At 37.5% G+C, this 19385-nt stretch carries 15 protein-coding genes; 2 read left to right on the top strand and 13 right to left on the bottom strand.

Annotation, left to right across the window (positions count from 1 at the left end):
• Positions 1 to 127: 127 nt before the first annotated feature.
• From ASO14_RS03425 to ASO14_RS03400, 6 genes are all read right to left on the bottom strand, one after another.
• Positions 128 to 904, bottom strand: a complete 777-nt coding sequence (locus ASO14_RS03425) for an ABC transporter ATP-binding protein (protein WP_068451465.1) — start codon at positions 902 to 904, stop codon at positions 128 to 130.
• A complete protein-coding gene (locus ASO14_RS03420; protein WP_068451462.1) occupies positions 894 to 1859 on the bottom strand; it encodes a FecCD family ABC transporter permease in 966 nt (321 codons plus the stop codon). The genes ASO14_RS03425 and ASO14_RS03420 overlap by 11 nt, the downstream gene beginning before the upstream one ends.
• The gene (gene isdE, locus ASO14_RS03415; RefSeq protein ID WP_068451459.1) at positions 1856 to 2728 is read right to left on the bottom strand and encodes a heme ABC transporter substrate-binding protein IsdE; all 873 of its coding nucleotides are present in this window, start codon (positions 2726 to 2728) and stop codon (positions 1856 to 1858) included. Before isdE ends, ASO14_RS03420 begins: the two co-directional genes overlap by 4 nt.
• A 66-nt stretch (positions 2729 to 2794) precedes the next feature.
• Positions 2795 to 5089: an NEAT domain-containing protein gene (locus ASO14_RS03410; RefSeq protein ID WP_068451456.1), complete on the bottom strand. Its 2295-nt coding sequence runs from the start codon at positions 5087 to 5089 to the stop codon at positions 2795 to 2797.
• Complete coding sequence (locus ASO14_RS03405; protein ID WP_068451453.1) at positions 5086 to 5679, bottom strand: NEAT domain-containing protein; 594 nt, start codon at positions 5677 to 5679, stop codon at positions 5086 to 5088. The genes ASO14_RS03410 and ASO14_RS03405 overlap by 4 nt, the downstream gene beginning before the upstream one ends.
• Positions 5669 to 6010, bottom strand: a complete 342-nt coding sequence (locus tag ASO14_RS03400) for an antibiotic biosynthesis monooxygenase (protein WP_068451450.1) — start codon at positions 6008 to 6010, stop codon at positions 5669 to 5671. The genes ASO14_RS03405 and ASO14_RS03400 overlap by 11 nt, the downstream gene beginning before the upstream one ends.
• 360 nt (positions 6011 to 6370) lie before the next feature.
• On the opposite strand from ASO14_RS03400, the gene ASO14_RS03395 reads away from it, so the two are divergent.
• A complete protein-coding gene (locus ASO14_RS03395; RefSeq protein WP_068451447.1) occupies positions 6371 to 6634 on the top strand; it encodes a hypothetical protein in 264 nt (87 codons plus the stop codon).
• A 76-nt stretch (positions 6635 to 6710) separates the two neighbouring features.
• Here the strand turns inward: ASO14_RS03395 and sufB are convergent, their stop codons facing one another.
• From sufB to gltB, 7 genes are all read right to left on the bottom strand, one after another.
• Complete coding sequence (gene sufB, locus ASO14_RS03390; RefSeq protein WP_068451444.1) at positions 6711 to 8108, bottom strand: Fe-S cluster assembly protein SufB; 1398 nt, start codon at positions 8106 to 8108, stop codon at positions 6711 to 6713.
• Positions 8109 to 8140: 32 nt separating this feature from the next.
• Positions 8141 to 8569, bottom strand: a complete 429-nt coding sequence (gene sufU / locus ASO14_RS03385) for a Fe-S cluster assembly sulfur transfer protein SufU (protein WP_068451441.1) — start codon at positions 8567 to 8569, stop codon at positions 8141 to 8143.
• Positions 8562 to 9788 carry a cysteine desulfurase gene (locus ASO14_RS03380; protein WP_068451438.1) on the bottom strand — a complete coding sequence of 409 codons (1227 nt, stop codon included), beginning with the start codon at positions 9786 to 9788 and terminating at the stop codon, positions 8562 to 8564. Before ASO14_RS03380 ends, sufU begins: the two co-directional genes overlap by 8 nt.
• A complete protein-coding gene (sufD, locus tag ASO14_RS03375; protein ID WP_068451435.1) occupies positions 9788 to 11089 on the bottom strand; it encodes a Fe-S cluster assembly protein SufD in 1302 nt (433 codons plus the stop codon). The genes ASO14_RS03380 and sufD overlap by 1 nt, the downstream gene beginning before the upstream one ends.
• A 19-nt stretch (positions 11090 to 11108) precedes the next feature.
• Entirely contained in the window at positions 11109 to 11891 is a 783-nt protein-coding gene (gene sufC, locus ASO14_RS03370) for a Fe-S cluster assembly ATPase SufC (protein ID WP_068451433.1), read from the bottom strand.
• Between the two features lie 339 nt (positions 11892 to 12230).
• The gene (locus ASO14_RS03365; protein ID WP_068451430.1) at positions 12231 to 13706 is read right to left on the bottom strand and encodes a glutamate synthase subunit beta; all 1476 of its coding nucleotides are present in this window, start codon (positions 13704 to 13706) and stop codon (positions 12231 to 12233) included.
• Positions 13707 to 13718: 12 nt separating this feature from the next.
• A complete protein-coding gene (gene gltB / locus ASO14_RS03360; RefSeq protein ID WP_068451427.1) occupies positions 13719 to 18206 on the bottom strand; it encodes a glutamate synthase large subunit in 4488 nt (1495 codons plus the stop codon).
• Positions 18207 to 18314: 108 nt separating this feature from the next.
• Here gltB and ASO14_RS03355 point away from each other — a divergent pair, with 108 nt between their 5' ends.
• Positions 18315 to 19217, top strand: coding sequence for a glutamate biosynthesis transcriptional regulator GltC (locus ASO14_RS03355; RefSeq protein WP_068451423.1), 903 nt, complete (start codon positions 18315 to 18317; stop codon positions 19215 to 19217).
• Positions 19218 to 19385 lie beyond the last annotated feature (168 nt).

Genomic DNA, 19385 nt, shown 5'->3' with positions numbered 1-19385 from the left:
CTTCATCCTTTCATAATGAAAATATTGTGCGTGCATCACAATGAATGACTCATATGTTCTTTCTATCTAAGGGACCATCATTCTATAAGAAAGACGCATAATTAGTAGTACCCCTCCCATTTTCATTTTAAACCTTCTTTTTTAAATGAATGAAATGTTTTTCACAATTGCTATCTTGAATACTCTTTACATGTATTCGAAATATGCGCTGAATCAAAGTTTCTGTCAAAATTTCTTCTGTGTTTCCTTTTGCAACAACTTTCCCCCCCTGCATAACGATAACTTCATCACTAAATTGCAGCGCTTGATTTAAGTCATGTAGTACCATGACAATCGTACGATTTTCCATTCGATTCATTTTTTCAATTACATGTAAAATTTCAAATTGATGATGCATGTCTAAGTAGGTTGTCGGTTCATCTAAAAGAATATATTCACTTTGTTGTGCGAGTGCCAATGCAATCCACACACGCTGTCTTTGCCCTCCTGAGAGTTGATGCATAAACTGATGTTGTTGGTCTATTAAGTCCGTTACGCGTAAAGCATCATCTACAATTCGATCATCCTCTGTCGTAAATCGCATCATTCCTTTACGATGTGGATATCTCCCCATCTCTACTAATTTACGGACTGTATAATTCATCGGTACATCATTTTGCTGATGAACAACAGCAAGCTTTTTCGCTCGTTCTTTTGCTGTATAAGTATAAAGCGACTGCTCATCTAATAAAAGTGCGCCACTTGTCGGTTTTAAAAGTCCTGCTAATAAATGTAACAATGTCGATTTCCCACTACCATTCGGTCCGATAATCGCTGTCACCTTTCCTTTCGGAATCATTAGCTGGTCAATCGCTAAAAAAGGAATTTTTGGATTATATGAAAAAGTAAGTTGTTTAATGTCCATAAATTGCACCAAACTTTCGAATTAATAAGATTAAGAACGGACCACCGATTAATGCCATAATAACCGAAGCTGTGATCTCATATGGCGGAATAATCGTTCTACCAATCGTATCGGCTACAAGTAAAAGCGCTGCGCCAAAGAGTGCTGAAAATGGTAATAAAAAACGATAATCTGAACCTACTAATAAGCGAGATATGTGTGGTACTAATAAACCGATAAAAGCAATTGAACCAACAATGGCTGTTGCGACACTCGCTAAATAAATTGATATAAATAAAACCGTCCATCTAACACGCATCAGTGGGAAGCCGATACTTCGAATCGTTTTCTCGCTCAACCCAAGTACATTACACCAACTCCCAACGAAAAGTGCTATGACAATTCCAACACCACTAAATAGCATTAATCCATTCGCATCATCCCACGTTTTCATACTTAGTCCTGTACTTTCCGTAAAATGAATCGCAGTCACGCCTGATACTTTAATAATGGCTGTAAACATCGCATTTAATGCAATCCCAACTAACAATACATAAATTGGTGACATCTGATATTTTTTCGTCACAGTATATAGGATGAGGAAGGCGATGATTCCACCTGCAAAAGCAAAAATTGGTGCATAAAAGAATAGATGCGGCAGAAAATTAATAACGACAATATTTCCAATCATCGCAGCTGTCGTAATACCGATAATTCCCGGATCTGCGAGTGGATTTTTAATTGCGGCTTGTAAGAGCGCTCCTGCTAGTCCTAGTGCAGCACCTGCGAATAGAGCAATCAGTACACGTGGTAATCGTAAATCAAATATAACGCCGATTTGTCCATCACGTTGGCCAAATATCCCCTTGACGAAGTCACTAATTGTCATGGGAATACTGCCTAACGTAAGCGACAGATACAAAATAACAATGAGCACGATTAACATTCCGCTATACATCCAAATGATTTTCTTCATGATTTTTTCTCCTCATACAATAGTTCATACAATGTTTGAAGGGCTTCATCTGCATTAACATTCGCTGTAATCCCAAAAAGATTTTCATCTAAGTCATAGACGCGCCCTTCTTGTATTGCTTTAAAATTACGCCATACGGTATTTGTTTTGAATTCTTCATCAAACATCGTTTTGACTTGTTTTGGAAAGCCATGTGAAGCACGTAAAATAACATCTGGCTGCATTTTGTATAACGCCTCTGTATTTGATGCAATAAACTCCTCATCTGATTTTGTCGCTTGAATGACATTTTCGCCACCTGCCAATTCAACTAAATTACCTAAAAATGATTTTTCTGTTGAAATGAGATAACTTCCTGGTACACCTAATAAAATTAATACTTTCGGCTTTTTCTTCTGTTTGATTTTCTTTTGAATGGTAGCGATTTGTTTGTCATACACTGCATTCAACTGCTCCGCTTCTTTTTTACGATGAAACTGTTCACCTAGCTCTGTAATCGCTTTTTGCATGCCCTGGATGGAATTATAATTATAGTAAGTAGCGGATACACCACTACCCTTTAACGCTTTTTCCATCTCTGGTTTAATACTTGTAACACTTAAAAGATGTGTTGGCTGTAGACTACGCACTATTTCTAAATTGGGTTGCTTCGCTTGCCCAATCGCCTGAACTTTCGCATATTTTTTTGGCAATACCTTTTCTGTATTTGGTACACCCACTAAATCTAAATTAAGCTTAGCAGCTGTTTCTGTTAGAGCAACAGTTGTTGCAATAATCCGTTCTCCTTCTTTTTTCGTTGGTTGTTCTTGTTTTCCACATCCTACTAAAAATAATAGACAGATTGTGACGCATAGGACGACTTTTTTCATGTTAGAACCTCCTTTATAAAAAGAGAAAACCGCAACAAATATGCGGCTTCCTCCTCAATTTTCTACCTATTTAAATACAATCTTTGTTGTGTAATGATGATCATATTTCATAGAAGGGATTTTTACATGTACTTTTACATACGCTCCCTTTTTTATATTACTTACTGGGAATTGGACTGTACGTGTATTTTTACCTTTTGCGACTACTTTGGCAGAAACATATTTACTTCCTTGTTTCACTTTAAAGCTTTTCCACCAACTTGCATTTTTTAACGTCATTTTAACGTATGTCTTACTGCCGACTTTTTGGATAGTAGCAGGTTTTTGAACATATTGATCCATAACAGAGCGTTTACTTGTTTTATTTTTATAGACTGTAAATGATTTTTTCGTTGTTTTTGCTTTATTTGAAACTTGAACTACTTTTTTCGTAGGAATGACTTTTCCAATTTGAATATAGTTTGTATAATTTCCTTCATATTTTGGTTTTGTTGCTTGAATATGAACTGTTGATTTCACCAGCTTTTTAGGTGATATAATAGGAAAATGAACCGTACGTGTATTTTTAGTTTTGTTCGTTGAGACTGTTTTTACAGATGTCATCTTTCCATTCACTTCTGTTTTAAACGACTTCCACCAGCTTGCATTTTTAATAGTCATTTTTGCATAATATTTACCGTCACTCATCTTCGTAATCGTCATCGGTTTTGTGACGTAAGCATCTGTTGCAGACGTACTTTTCTTATTCGACTTCAAAATTTTGTAATTGTAGTTTGTTGTCGATACAACTGTTGCTGGCTTCACATATTTTGATGTGATATCTAGATACGCCGTATAAGTACCTGCTAATTTTTTAGAAGCTGTCTGTAATGTGAAATGTAGCTTTGTTGTAGCTGTTGGTGACTTCACTTGGAAACGAACTGTACGTGTTTTCTTTTTCGAATTTGTAGCGATTGTTTTTACAGCTACTTTTTTACCATTCACTTCTGCTTTGACAGATTTCCACATCGCTGCATTTTTTAAAGTCACTGTCGCATAATATTTACCTGCTTGTGTTTTTTCAACTTTCACTGGTTTCGTCATATATGCATTTGCTTTGGATGTTGCTTTTTTTGTCTTATTTTTTAACACATAATTGTATTTAGTTGTGCTGATGACTTTATTTGGATCAACGATAACTGGTGGTTTAACTGTTGGGTCGATTATGCGATTAAAATCAAAATATGTCGTGTAAGTTCCTTCGTAATTACCCATTTGAATATGCGTTTTTGCTTTTATTAATTGATTAATTGAAGGTACTTCAAAACGTACAACTTTTGTATCTGCTGTTTTGTCTTCTTTTACAGTTGTAACATCTACAAGTTGACCAGCTACTTCTGTTTGGAATCCTTTCCAAATTGATGCTGATTTCAATGTCACTTCTGCATATTGTTTTCCATCTTTTTCGACAAGTCGAGCTGGAGTACCCATATAATTTGCCATTGTCGATGCTTTTTCTTTCGCTTCATCCCATACTTGGAAAGCTTGATCTTTTACAAACTGGAATTGCCCATTTTCAATGACATGATTAAAATCAAAATATGTTGTATAAGTTGCGTCGTAATTACCTGCTTGGATATGCGATTCTGTTTTTACAACTTCATCTAACGAAGGAATCTCGATTCGTACTACGCGTGTATTCGCTGCTACATTCTCTTCCACAACAGTCGCTTCTGTTAATACATCGCCTACAAGTGATTTTAACCCTTTCCAATACTGTGCTGATTTCAAGGTAATATAAGCATAGGTTTTATCACCTACTTGAACAATTTGAGCTGGTGTTTCTACTGAACGTGTCACACCTGAAGAAATCGCATCTTTTTGCTCATTCCATACTTGGAAAGAACGTAAGGATGTTGCATCTTGTTGGAATTGTAGATACGTGGTATGTTGCATCTTCGTAGGACCTGCTTGAATTTCAATATCAGCTCGAATCGCCTGAGATGTAGAAGGTACTTCAAATTTTACAAGTCGTGTATTTTCTACTTCATTCGTTGAGATTGTTTCAACTTCTTTCATCTCACCATGGACATCTGTTTTAAATGAGTTCCAAATAGAAGCACTTTTAATCGTGACATATGCATAGGTTTTACCATTCTCCACTTGTAATTTTGAAACTAAATCCATGCTACGTCCCATACTTGAAGTTTCTTGTAAATCTGCATGTTTATATACTTGGAATGGCATGTACTGAACTTGCAATTGCGGCTCTACAGCACTACTTTCTGCCGCTTTTACAGGTGTCGTATTCACTGAAAACATCGATGTAGTTAACAGTGTTGCAGCTGCTAATGACAGAATTGAATATTTCATCGGTTTCATTCTTTTCTCCTCCTTATTTGTTTTCCTACTATCGCAACAATCAAGAAGAACACCATCGCACTAATGACATAAACCCACCAACCCATTGGCTGTTCTTTCGTCTGTTTCTTCTCGATTATTTTAATTTCTTTTACATGATTGGATTGTTTGGCTAACTTATTTTCATCCAATACAAAATCAATTTCATAGCGGTTGTCATATAAAAAATCTTCACCATCCACTTTTTCATTGATATAAACAGCGAGTGTTCCTTTATGTTTTCCACTTATTTGTTTCAATGGAAATTGAATTGTTCGCATATCTTTTTCTTTATTTGTTTTTACAAGTGTTTCTTTTTTTCCATCAAACGTGACTTCTTTCGTCCAATGACTTTTTAAAATAGTAATTTCAAGGTACATCTTTTGGTTTGATACAATGAGGATTGCGGGTTTTTGAAAGTAATCATTCGCAATAGATGTGCTCGATTCTCCACTTTTTTTTACTTCATACGGTATTTTGTATGTTCCATTCTCGAGCGTCTGCGCCTTTGCATCCACAGGTAACATAAACAAACTACTCAATAAAAAAATAAAGATATATTTAGCCCACATAACCAACAGCTTCTGATGTATCGCTTTCTACAATCACTTCATAATGATCAATCGAGTTCCCTGTCACCATCTTTTGCCCGTCTGGTGTCATAGCTGGTTTTCGGTGTGCTAAGTGAAATTCTCGTGATGCAAACCAGTTCTCAAATGCTTTTTTATCTTCCCAAACTGTATGTACGAGTACTTCCTCATACCCTTTCATATTTAACTTTTTCATAACTTTTAATTCTTTAAAACCAGGCATCTCTTCAATTCCTTGACGTACTTTAAAACGCTCTAAAATTGCATCTCCATAACCTTCTAAAACTTGAATCGTATTTGTAACCATATACATGATGTGTTTCCTCCTTTATAATTCCATTTCATTCTATTGATAACGATTATCATTGTCAATTTCAATTCCTGTTAAAAAAATGAAAAAAATACGCAAATTTCTATGTTATAAATAGAAATTTGCGTATTCATTTCGTTGAATTCATATTTTATACATTCTTTTTATATAGATAATGTAGTTTTGCCCGACTTTAAATTTAAGCAATATACCATTTGTCTATAAAAAAATATTTTTAAAATGTCTTTTTATTCATTTTAAGGAACCTTATCTAGCAGAAAGTTCGTCTTTCAACTATAATGTAATATATCCATTTTAAGGATATTTAATAGTGAAGCGAAAGCAGAATGCGAGATGGAATGAATGACAAAAGCAAATTTTATCCAATATCTTTTAGCAAAAAAAGAAATCGAATTTTCATATGGGCGAAAAATTTTCTTTATTGCTTGGGATGAACAAAAAGGATTTATTTTATTAGATGTTTTATATGACGATACTTGTGTCGAGCTAACAGACTTTATTCAAAGTATTAAAGAATTTTTACAACAAGCACAAATTGATGGAAAAACACTCGAATATTTATTAGAACATGAGTTAGAACAAATAAAAATAATGGGTGTTTACTAAAAACTATTATAAATAACAAGAAATTAAGTTATAAAAAAAGCCTCCCAAATCAGGAGGCTTTTTAGTATTCAATGGATTAACCGATTGAACCTTCCATTTCAAATTTGATTAGGCGGTTCATTTCTACTGCGTATTCCATTGGAAGTTCTTTTGTGAATGGCTCAATGAAGCCCATTACGATCATTTCTGTTGCTTCTTGCTCAGAAATACCGCGGCTCATTAAGTAGAATAATTGTTCTTCAGATACTTTTGAAACTTTCGCTTCGTGCTCTAAAGAGATTTGATCATTCATTACTTCGTTGTATGGAATTGTATCAGAAGTTGATTCGTTATCCATGATTAATGTATCACATTCGATATTTGCACGTGCATTTGTCGCTTTTTTACCGAATTTTACTTGTCCACGGTATGTTACGTTACCACCGTGTTTTGAGATTGATTTTGATACGATTGTTGAAGAAGTATTTGGTGCTAAGTGAATCATTTTCGCACCTGTGTCTTGGTTTTGACCACGACCTGCAATCGCGATTGATAATGTCATACCACGAGCGCCTTCTCCTTTAAGGATACAAGCTGGGTATTTCATTGTTAATTTAGAACCGATGTTACCGTCAACCCATTCCATTGTACCGTGCTCTTCTACAACTGTACGTTTTGTTACTAAGTTGTACACGTTGTTTGCCCAGTTTTGGATTGTTGTATAACGGCAGTAAGCGTTCTTTTTAACAATAATTTCTACTACAGCTGAGTGTAGAGAACTTGTTGTATAAACTGGTGCTGTACAACCTTCTACATAGTGTACAGAAGCATCGTCATCAACGATGATTAATGTACGCTCGAATTGTCCCATATTCTCAGAGTTGATACGGAAGTAAGCTTGTAATGGTGTATCTAATTTTACGCCTTTTGGTACGTAAATGAATGAACCACCAGACCATACAGCCGAGTTAAGTGCCGAGAATTTGTTATCTGCTGGAGGAATGACTTTACCGAAGTATTCTCTGAAGATATCTTCGTTCTCTTTAAGAGCTGAGTCTGTATCTTTAAAGATTACGCCCATCTCTTCTAGTTCTTCCTTCATGTTATGATAGACAACTTCTGATTCGTACTGTGCAGAAACACCTGCAAGGTATTTTTGTTCTGCTTCTGGAATACCTAATTTATCAAATGTTGCTTTGATTTCTTCAGGTACTTCATCCCAAGATTTTTGCGTTGCTTCAGATGGTTTTACGTAGTATGTGATTTCATCGAAATCTAAACCAGATAAGTCGCCACCCCATTGAGGCATTGGTTTTGAATAAAAAATTTCTAAAGATTTTAGACGGAAATCTAACATCCATTCTGGTTCTTCTTTCATCTGAGAAATTTCTTTAACAATCGCTGGAGTTAGTCCACGTTCTGTACGGAAAATCGATACATCTTTATCATGGAACCCAAACTCGTAATCACCGATTTCTGGCATGTTTTTAGCCATCATTTCTCCTCCGTTCATCGCTTAGTTTTGTCTTACTTATTTTCGTTAATTCCTTTTTCCATCGCTTTCCAAGCAAGTGTTGCACATTTAATACGTGCTGGGAATTGTGCGACACCTGATAATGCTTCCACATCACCAAGGTCTAAATCTTCATCATGTTCTTTTCCTAACATCATGTCAGAAAATACATGTGCTAATTCGACAGCTTCTTCTGTTGTTTTCCCTTTAACCATTTGCGTCATCATCGATGCAGATGACATTGAGATTGAACAGCCTTCACCTTCGAATTTTGCGTCTGCAACAATTCCATCTTCTACTTGTAAAGTTAAGTGGATGCGGTCACCACATGTTGGGTTATTCATATCAATTGAAACGTTTGAGCCTTCAATTGTTCCCTTGTTACGTGGCTTTTTATAGTGATCCATAATAACGCTACGGTATAGTTGATCTAAATTAGACATTTGCAAAATACTCCTTCGCAAATCGCACACCTTTTGTTAATTCATCGATATCTGCTTCATCATTGTATAGGTAGAAGCTAGCACGAGCTGTTGCAACACAATTCAACCATTTCATTAATGGTTGTGCACAGTGATGTCCAGCACGTACAGCGATCCCATTACTATCTAGCGCTGTTGCTAAATCATGTGGATGTACATCATCGATATTGAACGTTACAAGCCCTGTGCGAATTTCTGGATTTTGTGGGCCATAAATTGTTAGGCCTTCAACAGTTGATAAGTTTTCGAATGCATACTTCGCTAGTTTATGCTCATGCGCAATAATCTCGTCCATGCCGATTTCGTTTAAGAAGTCAATCGCTGCACCTAGACCGATTGCACCTGCAATAATTGGCGTGCCTGCTTCAAACTTCGCTGGAAGGTCTGCCCATGTTGAATCTTGTAAGCCAACGAAATTAATCATTTCGCCACCGAATTCAACAGGTTCCATATTTAATAGATGTTCTTTTTTACCATATAAAACACCGATACCTGTTGGACCACACATCTTATGTCCTGAAAAGGCTAAGAAGTCACAGTCTAAATCTTGTACGTCTGTTTTCATATGTGGAACACCTTGCGCACCGTCAACAACCATTACAGCATCATGTTGATGTGCAACTTGTGCAATAGCTTTTACATCGTTAATTGTACCAAGTACATTCGATGCCATTGTGATTGCGACGATTTTTGTGCGATCAGTAATCGCTTTTTTCACTTCATCCATTGATAAAGTGCCATCTGCTTCTAATTCAATATATTTCAATGTGGCTTTTGTTGCTTTCGCAAGTTGTTGCCATGGAATCAAGTTAGAATGATGTTCCATATACGTGATGACAATTTCATCACCTTCTGAAACATTTGCACGACCATAGCTTGATGCAACCATGTTTAAACCTGTTGTTGTACCACGTGTGAAAATAATTTCCTCTGTGGACTTGGCGTTAATGAATTGACGGACTTTCTCACGAGCACCTTCATATTCGTCAGTCGCACGATTCCCAAGTGTATGCACACCGCGGTGTACATTTGAGTTATCAAATTCATAATACTTTTTAAGAGATTCGATGACTTGAATCGGTTTTTGAGAAGTTGCTGCACTATCTAAATAGATTAGCGGGTTCCCATTAATCTCTTGGTTTAAAATTGGAAAATAGCTACGAATGTCGTCTTTGATCATTATTTTACTTTCCTTTCGATTACCTCAACCAATTGTTTGCGTACGCCTTCAATTGGTAATTGGCTTACTACAGGCTCAAGGAATCCGTGAATGATTAGACGCTCAGCGTTTGCACGTGTAATACCACGACTCATTAAGTAGTAAATTTGAAGTGGATCAACGCGACCTACAGACGCTGCGTGTCCTGCAGTTACATCATCTTCTTCAATTAAAAGGATTGGGTTTGCATCGCCACGTGCATTTTCTGAAAGCATTAATACGCGTGATTCTTGTTCAGCGTTTGCTTTTGTTGCACCATGTTCGATTTTACCAATACCGTTGAAGATTGCGCGAGCCGCATCTTTCATAACTGCATGTGTTAAGATTTGACCGTCTGAAGATTTACCCCAGTTACGCACTTCAGTTGTGAAGTTTTGGCTTTGTTTACCGCGGCCAATGACAACTGTTTTTGCATCAGCGCGTGAACCGTCACCACGTAAATGTGTTACGTTTTCAGAGATTGTATCGCCATCATTCATTAAACCTAGTGCCCAATCTAATGATGCATCGCGTTTTGTTTCGCCACGACGGTTGATGTATGAAGTGAATCCTTCTGCTAATGTATCTACTGCGCCGAATGTTACGTTTGCGCCGTCATTTACGATGATTTCTTCTACGATATTTACTTGGCCTTTTGCTGCGCCAATTGAGATATAGTTTTCAACATATGTTACTTCTGCAAAGTTATCTGCTACAAGTAATACGTGGTTGAATAATGATACATTCTCATCATCTGTGAAGAATACAGCTTGAATTGGTTCTTTTACTTGTACATCTTTTGGTACATATACGAATAATCCACCGTTCACAAGTGCTGCATGTAACGCTGTTAATTTATGTTCATCTACTTCTACAGCTTCTGTCATGAAGTATTTTTGAACTAAATCACTGTGTTCTTTTACAGCAGTGAATAAATCCGTTACGATTACACCTTGTTCTTTTAATTCATCTGCTACTTGTAAGTAAGCAGGTGTATTGTTGTGTTGGATGTAAAGTGTTTGTTGGTTTTCATCAACGATTGCTTGAACTTCAGCTGGAAGTTCTGTTAAAGAAGAAATTGCTTTACCTTCAACCTTGTGTTCTGGGAATTCAAAGAAGTTCCAAGAATCTACATTTGTTTTGTCAGGCTTAACCATTTCTAATGTTTCTACTTTTTCAAGTGCACGTTCACGAAGCTCCGTTAACCACTTAGGTTCATTATGTGCTTCAGAGAATGAGCGTACGTCTTGAGCGCTTACCGCTAATTTTGTTTCCACAGTCATGGCTTGCTCGTCCTCCTTCTTATGCTTCTTCAGTTACTGCGTCTGTGTCTTCAATACCTAATTCTTTTTTAATCCAGTCATAACCTTCAGCTTCTAAACGTTGTGCTAGTTCAGAACCGCCTGATTTTACTACTTTACCTTGCATCATTACGTGTACGTGATCTGGTGTGATGTAGTTTAATAGACGTTGGTAGTGCGTAATCATTAAGCAACCGAAGCCTTCGCCGCGCATTTCGTTAATACCTTTTGATACAACTTTTAATGCATCGATATCTAAACCAGAGTCGATTTCATCAAGAACTGCGAATTTTGGTTTAATCATCATTAATTGAAGAATTTCGTTACGTTTCTTTTCCCCACCAGAGAAACCTTCGTTTAGGTAACGTTGGCTCATTTCTTCTGGCATTTCTAAGAAGTCCATTTTTTTGTCTAATTCACGGATGAATTTCATGATTGAGATTTCATCGCCTTCTTCACGACGTGCATTGATTGCTGAACGTAAGAAGTCTGCATTTGTTACGCCTGCGATTTCTGAAGGATATTGCATAGCTAGGAATAAACCAGCTTGTGCACGCTCATCTACTTCCATCTCTAATACATCTTCACCATCTAGTGTAATTGAACCAGAAGTTACTTCGTATTTTGGGTGACCCATGATTGCAGAAGCAAGTGTTGATTTACCCGTACCATTTGGTCCCATAATTGCATGGATTTCGTTTGTATTTAGTGTTAAGTTCACACCTTTTAAAATCTCTTTGTCTTCGATTGAGACATGTAGATCTTTAATTACTAAAGTTGACATTCCATTACCTCCATTGAATTATTAGGTTGGTTTCCCATTCCTAAATTATTATCATTCTAATTTTAACGCAAATAAAAGCCATTAGCAACTCATTTGATACTCATTATCATTTCACTATGAAATCCTTAAAAAGTCTTTACTTTATTCTATTTCCGAGGATTTCTAACATTTCCATTCTCATTTTCAATAAAGAAATCTAATTGAGAATTGTTTTCACTTCTGAAATAGTGATAACTGATTAAATTGTGGCTACTCAATGAACTCTCATCTAATAATAACAACTTTTAAAGAAAAAAAAAGACCAAATGAGAAAATTCTCACTTAGCCTTTTGGAAAAAATTATCTAACTGCGATTGCTAGGCGCTTCTTCAAAAATCCATGTACGACATCGGCTACTTCCCGTCCTTCGCGAATCGCCCAAACAATTAGGCTCGGTCCTCGTCTTGCATCTCCAGCTGTAAAGATGCCTTCTTCACTTGTTTCATATTTTTTAGTTGCGTAAATTCGATTGTTTAAAACACGTACATTGAAATGTTCACCGAGTTCTTCTTCAATTCCCTCAAAGCCAATCGCCACAAATACATAATCTGCAGGCCATACTTTTTCTGTCCCTTCTAGCTCATTAAAGTAGACATATCCTTCTTCATTGATTACCTTTTCCATCTGGATTGTATGCAGTTCTTTTAATCGACCATCAGGATATGCCACCATCTTTTTCGTTTGAATACAGTATTCACGAGGATCTTGTCCGAATTTTTCAACCGCCTCCTCATACGCATAGTCTAGTTTATATACACTAGGATCTACAGGCCATGGTTGGTCTTCTGAACGTGTCATCGGTAGTTGCGGATGCTTCCCAAATTGATGTACTGATTTTGCGCCTTGTCGAAGAGCTGTTGCCACACAATCCGCTCCAGTGTCACCTCCGCCAATAACAATGACATCCTTCCCTTTCACATCAATTGGTGCTGGTTCATTTGCTAGTATACTTTTTGTTGTCTTCGTCAAATAGTCCATCGCTCGAATAACACCTGTTGATTCGCTACCTTCTAAATGAAGTGAACGTGCGACTGTTGCACCTACACATAGAATAATTGCGTCGTACTCTTTTTGCAGCTGTGACTTTGTAATGTCACGTCCGATTTCTGTATTCAATTGAAAATGAATTCCTTCTGCTTCAAGTAAATCCACACGTCTTTGAACGACGGATTTATCTAACTTCATATTTGGAATACCATACATTAATAATCCACCCGCACGGTCGTCTCGTTCAAATACCGTTACTTCATGCCCCATTTGATTAAGTTGATCTGCTGCTGCTAGACCTGCTGGACCTGAACCAACAACCGCTATACGGTAACCTGTTCTAGCATTTGGAATACGTGGTTTTACCCACCCTTCTTCAAAACCACGATCAATAATTGCTCGCTCAATATTTTTAATCGCTACTGCTGGATCATGAATAGCTACCGTACATGCTCCTTCACATGGCGCCGGACAGACTCTACCTGTGAATTCTGGGAAGTTATTTGTTAATTGTAATCTTTCTAACGCTTCTTTCCACTGGCCTTTGTAAACTAAATCATTCCATTCAGGCATTAAATTATGAATCGGACAACCTGCTGCCATTCCTCGAATTTCTACGCCCATATGACAAAAAGGTGTACCACAATCCATACAACGCGCGCCCTGAATTGATAAAACATCATCTTCGAATCGACGTGTATATTCATCAAAATTCTTCACACGTTTTTTAGGTGCAACTTCATTCCCTTTTTGTCTCTCATATTCCATAAAACCAGTTTTCTTTCCCATGATGGACACCTCCTATTTTGTCGCAGACATGAATGCTTGCATCGCTGCTTCTTCTTTATTTAACCCTTCATCTTCAAATGTTTGAATCTCCTGTAGCATCATTTCATATTGCTCTGGAATTACTTTAATAAATGCTTTTTTCTTTTCTTCAAAATGATTTAAAATATCTTGTGCTTTTGTACTTTCTGTAATCAAATAGTGCTGTTCAATTAAATGATGTAAGTTCGTTTCATCTTTTTTCGTTAATACATCTGCGATACGAATCATCTCTTTATTACATGCTTTTTCGAATGCCTCACGATTTGTAGGGCAAATATAGACCACACCACCAGACATACCTGCTGCAAAGTTTTTACCGACATCACCTAAAATGACTACATGACCACCTGTCATATATTCACAGCCATGATCGCCTATTCCTTCTACCACGATATCAGCGCCGCTATTTCGAACTGCAAAACGTTCACCTGCTCGACCATTAATTAGCGCTTGACCACCTGTTGCACCGTAAAGACAGACATTCCCTGCAACAACATTTTCCTCGGCCTGCCCTTTCAATGGTGAGATGACAGCCGCTGTACCACCTGATAGCCCTTTTGCAAAGTAATCATTCGCATCACCTTCTACAGTCATCAACATTCCTTTTGGCATGAAAGCACCGAAACTTTGACCTGCACTTCCTTTAAAATGCAGTTGAATCAGTTGGTCTGGTAATCCTTTTGCACCGTATCTTTTTGAGATTTCGCTACCAACTATTGTCCCCACTACACGGTCTACGTTTCGAATTGGTGAAGTGACTTGGATGGCTGTTTTTGTTTGAATTGCGTAATCAACTTGTCTGAACAATGAACGCATATCAAGTGATTGATCTAAATGATGATTTTGTTCTACTTGTTTCGTACGCGGTCCTTCTACTTGCACAAGCAGTTTCGATAAATCTAAGTGGCGTGCTTTCCAATGCTCTTGCCCTTTCTTTCCTTGTTCGAGTATATCTGTACGTCCAACCATTTCGTCAAATGTACGGAAACCTAATTTCGACATCCACAAGCGAACATCTTCTGCAATAAAGTACATGAAGTTGACTACATGTTCTGGTTTTCCCATGAACTTTTCACGAAGCGCTGGATTTTGTGTAGCTACCCCTACAGGACATGTATCTAAGTGACATGCACGCATCATGACACATCCAAGTGCAATCAGAGGCGCGGTCGCAAAGCCAAATTCTTCTGCACCAAGTAATGCTGCTAGAATTACATCTTTCCCTGTCATAAGTTTACCGTCTGTTTCCAATGTGACACGCTCACGTAAATGATTCAGCATCAATGTTTGATGTGCTTCTGCTAAACCAAGCTCCCACGGTAAGCCCGTATGTTGAATACTCGTCTTAGGTGAAGCACCTGTTCCACCATCGTATCCACTAATAACAATTTTATCAGCTGCACCTTTTGCTACACCTGCTGCAATCGTCCCAACACCTGTTTTCGCTACTAGCTTCACGCTAATACTTGCTTCTCTGTTCGCATTCTTTAAGTCGTGAATCAATTCAGCCATATCTTCAATTGAATAAATATCATGATGTGGTGGAGGTGAAATTAATCCAACACCAGGTGTTGCACCGCGTACTTTCGCGACCCATGGATACACTTTATTTCCTGGTAACTGACCACCTTCACCGGGTTTTGCACCTTGCGCCATTTTAATTTGTAATTCATCTGCATTGACTAAATAATGCGAACTAACACCAAAACGTCCTGAAGCAATTTGCTTAATCGCACTTCTTCTTAATTGTCCTTTTTCATCGACTTCAAAGCGTTCTGGAGATTCTCCTCCCTCACCTGAGTTGCTGCGACCTCCAATTTGATTCATCGCAATCGCTAGTGCTTCATGCGCTTCTTCAGAAATTGAACCATAAGACATAGCACCTGTTTTAAATCGTTTGACAATCGATTGTGCTGATTCTACTTCTTCTAACGGAATTGATTGTAAGTCTTCTTTGAATGTGAATAAATGGCGTAAAAATCCGATTTGTTCTTCATTTGCCATCTCTGCATATTGATAATACAGTCCAGTATCATTTTTACGAACAGCCCACTGTAATGTATGAATCGTTTTCGGATTAAAGGCATGATGTTCTCCACCTGAACGCCATTGATATTCGCTGCCTGATTCTAATAATAAAGAATTAGCTTCAACTGCTTCATGGAATCGTTTTTCAGCTTCTAATTGAATCGTTGCTAAATCAATGCCACTCAACTGTGATTTTGTACCTGTGAAATGTTGAGCAATCACATCCGTATGAATCCCTACTGCTTCAAAAATCTGGGCACCGCGATAACTTTGTACCGTTGAAATCCCCATTTTCGCCATTACTTTAACAATTCCATCTGTCATCGCTTTTCGGTAACATGCGAAAGCTTCTGATAACGTTTGTGACAATTCTTCTGTATGCACTAGTTCCTCTACTGTTGCATAAGCCAAACTTGGATAGATTGCATCTACACCGTAACCGATAAGCGTTGCAAAATGATGAACTTCTCGCACTTCTAGCGACTGTACAACTATGCTGACACGCGTACGTCTACCTGTTCGAATTAAATGATGATGTACGCTACTCGCAGCTAATAAAATAGGTACTGTCGGTGTGATAGTGTGTAGGTCATCTGATAATACGATAATTTCAGCACCATCTTGAATTGCTTCATCTACTTGTTTTGCTAAATTTTTCAATATTTTTTCTAAATCTTCTGTCATTTCAAGAGAGATTGTCGCGATGCGGAATTGATTTTGCTTTTGTAATGCTAGCCATTCTCCTGATGTTAAAATCGGTGAGTCTAATTGAATGCGGCGACTATTATTTTCCGATGGATGTAATAAGTCACCTTCTTTACCAAGCAACGTCATCGTACTTGTTACAATATGTTCTCGAATCGAATCAATTGGCGGATTCGTCACTTGCGCAAATAATTGTTTAAAGTAATGGAATAACGACTGTGGTTTTTCCGATAAAACAGCGAGTGGTGCATCATTCCCCATCGAACCAATCGGATCTTTTCCTTCTTGTAAAACAGGTAACAGATATTTTTTCGTATTTTCATACGTATAGCCATGAATTTTTTGGCGTAATCTTATTTCATTTATTTGCACTTCGTCTTCCAGAGCTGTCAATTTAACAAGGGACTCATCCAACCACTGGCCATATGGTTTTTCTGTCGCCATTTGATGTTTCAGCTCATCATCCGCAATTACGCGGCCTTCTTCTAAATCAATTAATAACATCTTCCCTGGACTTAAACGCTCTTTATACAGAACATCTTCTTCTTTTACATCCACTACACCTACTTCAGAAGAAAAGATCATATAGTCATCTTTCGTTACATAATAACGCGCTGGTCGTAAACCATTTCGATCTAAAATCGCTCCAATTTGCTTTCCATCTGTAAAACAAATGGCTGTTGGACCATCCCACGGTTCCATTAATGTACTGTGATAGTTGTAAAAAGCTTTTTTCTCTTTTGAAATATGTGGATTTTCTGTCCAAGGCTCTGGAATCATCATCATCGCTGTTTGTGCTGGTGTACGTCCTGCTAAAACGAAGAACTCAAATGCATTATCTAACATAGAGGAGTCACTACCACTCTCATCAATAATCGGTAAGACTTTTTGTAAATCGTCTCCAAATGCATCTGAAATAAATTGTTGTTCACGCGCTTTCATCCAGTTAACATTTCCTTGTAATGTATTGATTTCACCGTTATGAATCAAGTAACGATTTGGATGTGCTCGTTCCCATGAAGGAAATGTATTCGTACTATAGCGTGAATGGACCATTGAAAAGGCCGAAGTAAAGTGAGGTTGTTGCAAGTCCTTATAAAAAACAGCTACTTCTTCAGGTGCTAATAGACCCTTAAAAACCATTGTTTTACTTGATAGACTCGCACAGTAAAATGAGATGTTTTTTGCTTTCGCAAATCGTTCCGTCTGTTTACGAATAAGATATAGTTTACGCTCAAAAGTGAGATTGACTGTTTGTGGGTTTGCTTGAATAAATAATTGTCGAACAACTGGTGCAGTCTTTTTCGCTGTATCACTCAATGTCGACGCATCAACTGGCACTGTTCGGAATCCTAGAACAGTTTGTCCTTCTGCTTCTGCATATTTTTTCATTTGTTCTTCAACTACTTGTTGACTTTTTGCATCGTCTTGCGAAAAGAATAGCATGCCTACACCATACATACCTTCTACCGGTAATTGAAAGGCAGTTATTTCTTGACGAAAGAAATCATGTGGGATTTGTACCATCAGTCCTGAACCATCACCTGTTTTCCCGTCGCTCCCTCTACCCGCACGATGATCTAGACGACATAACATTTCCAATCCTTTTTCAACGATTTCATGTGTTTTTTTTCCTTTTAAATTAACATATAGACCGATACCGCATGCATCATGCTCGTCTCTCGGTGAATATAAACCTTGCTCTTTTGGTAATAAATGAAATGACATATCGATTCCTCCCTTGTATTTTATATTTTAAATTCACAAATTCATATAAACAATATATAATTTATATAGAATCAATCGTTTTTTTAGATGAATAGGGGATGTATAACTATGGAATTAAGACAACTACGCTACTTTGTAGCTGTTGCGGAAAGAGAACACATATCAGAGGCTGCTGAATCTTTACATGTCGCACAGTCAGCAGTCAGTCGACAAATTTCGAATTTAGAAACAGAACTTGGTACAGAATTATTCGAACGTATCGGACGAAATGTTAAACTAACACCAATCGGTAAAATCTTTTTAGAACACGCTCTCATTGCGCTTGAAGCCATCGACTTCGCTGCCAAACAAGTCGAAGAATACTTAGATCCTGAACAAGGAACAATTAAAATCGGCTTCCCAACAAGTCTTGCAAGCTTCTTATTACCAACCGTCATTTCAGCATTTAAAAAAGAGCATCCGAATGTATCTTTTCACTTGCGTCAAGGTTCATATCGCTATCTCATCAATGCGGTGAAAAATCGTGAATTGAATCTTGTTTTTTTAGGACCTGTCCCTAAAAAAGATGAAATCATTGATACAAAAATTCTGTTTACAGAAAAAATATCTGCACTTTTACCTGCTACACACCCACTTGCAACCAAAAAAGAAATTCAACTAGCAGATCTTCGTAACGAACCTTTTGTTTTATTCCCAGATGGCTTTATTCTAAATAAAGTCGTAGTGGACGCTTGTAAGTCGGTTGGGTACACACCAATCGTTAGTTCTGAAGGAGAAGATATGGACGCTCTAAAAGGGCTTGTAGCAGCTGGAATGGGTGTTACATTACTTCCTGAGAGTGCCTTTTATGATTCGACACCGAGACGTACGGTGCGCTTGCCATTATCTGAGCCAAGCTTCACACGTAATGTAGGCGTTGTGTTCCCACATAACCGTGAATTAGCACCATCTGAAAAAATCTTTTTAGAATTCGTGAGCACCTTCTTCTCACGTCTTACACAATTCATCTAGTTGTATGAATACCCGAACCTCACATCATCTATACACACCTTAGAAAACGGGATATTAACCGAATGTAAAATAAAAGCTCGGAAAGCTGTGTCATTACACATGCTACTCCGAGCTTTTTCATGTAAAAAAATAAAGAGCATCGCCTAAACTGGCAATACCCTTTAATTC

The organism is Kurthia sp. 11kri321 (assembly GCF_001534765.1).
GTDB classification, from domain to species: Bacteria; Bacillota; Bacilli; order Bacillales_A; family Planococcaceae; genus Kurthia; species Kurthia gibsonii.
This window is presented reverse-complemented; position numbering and strand designations above follow the sequence as displayed.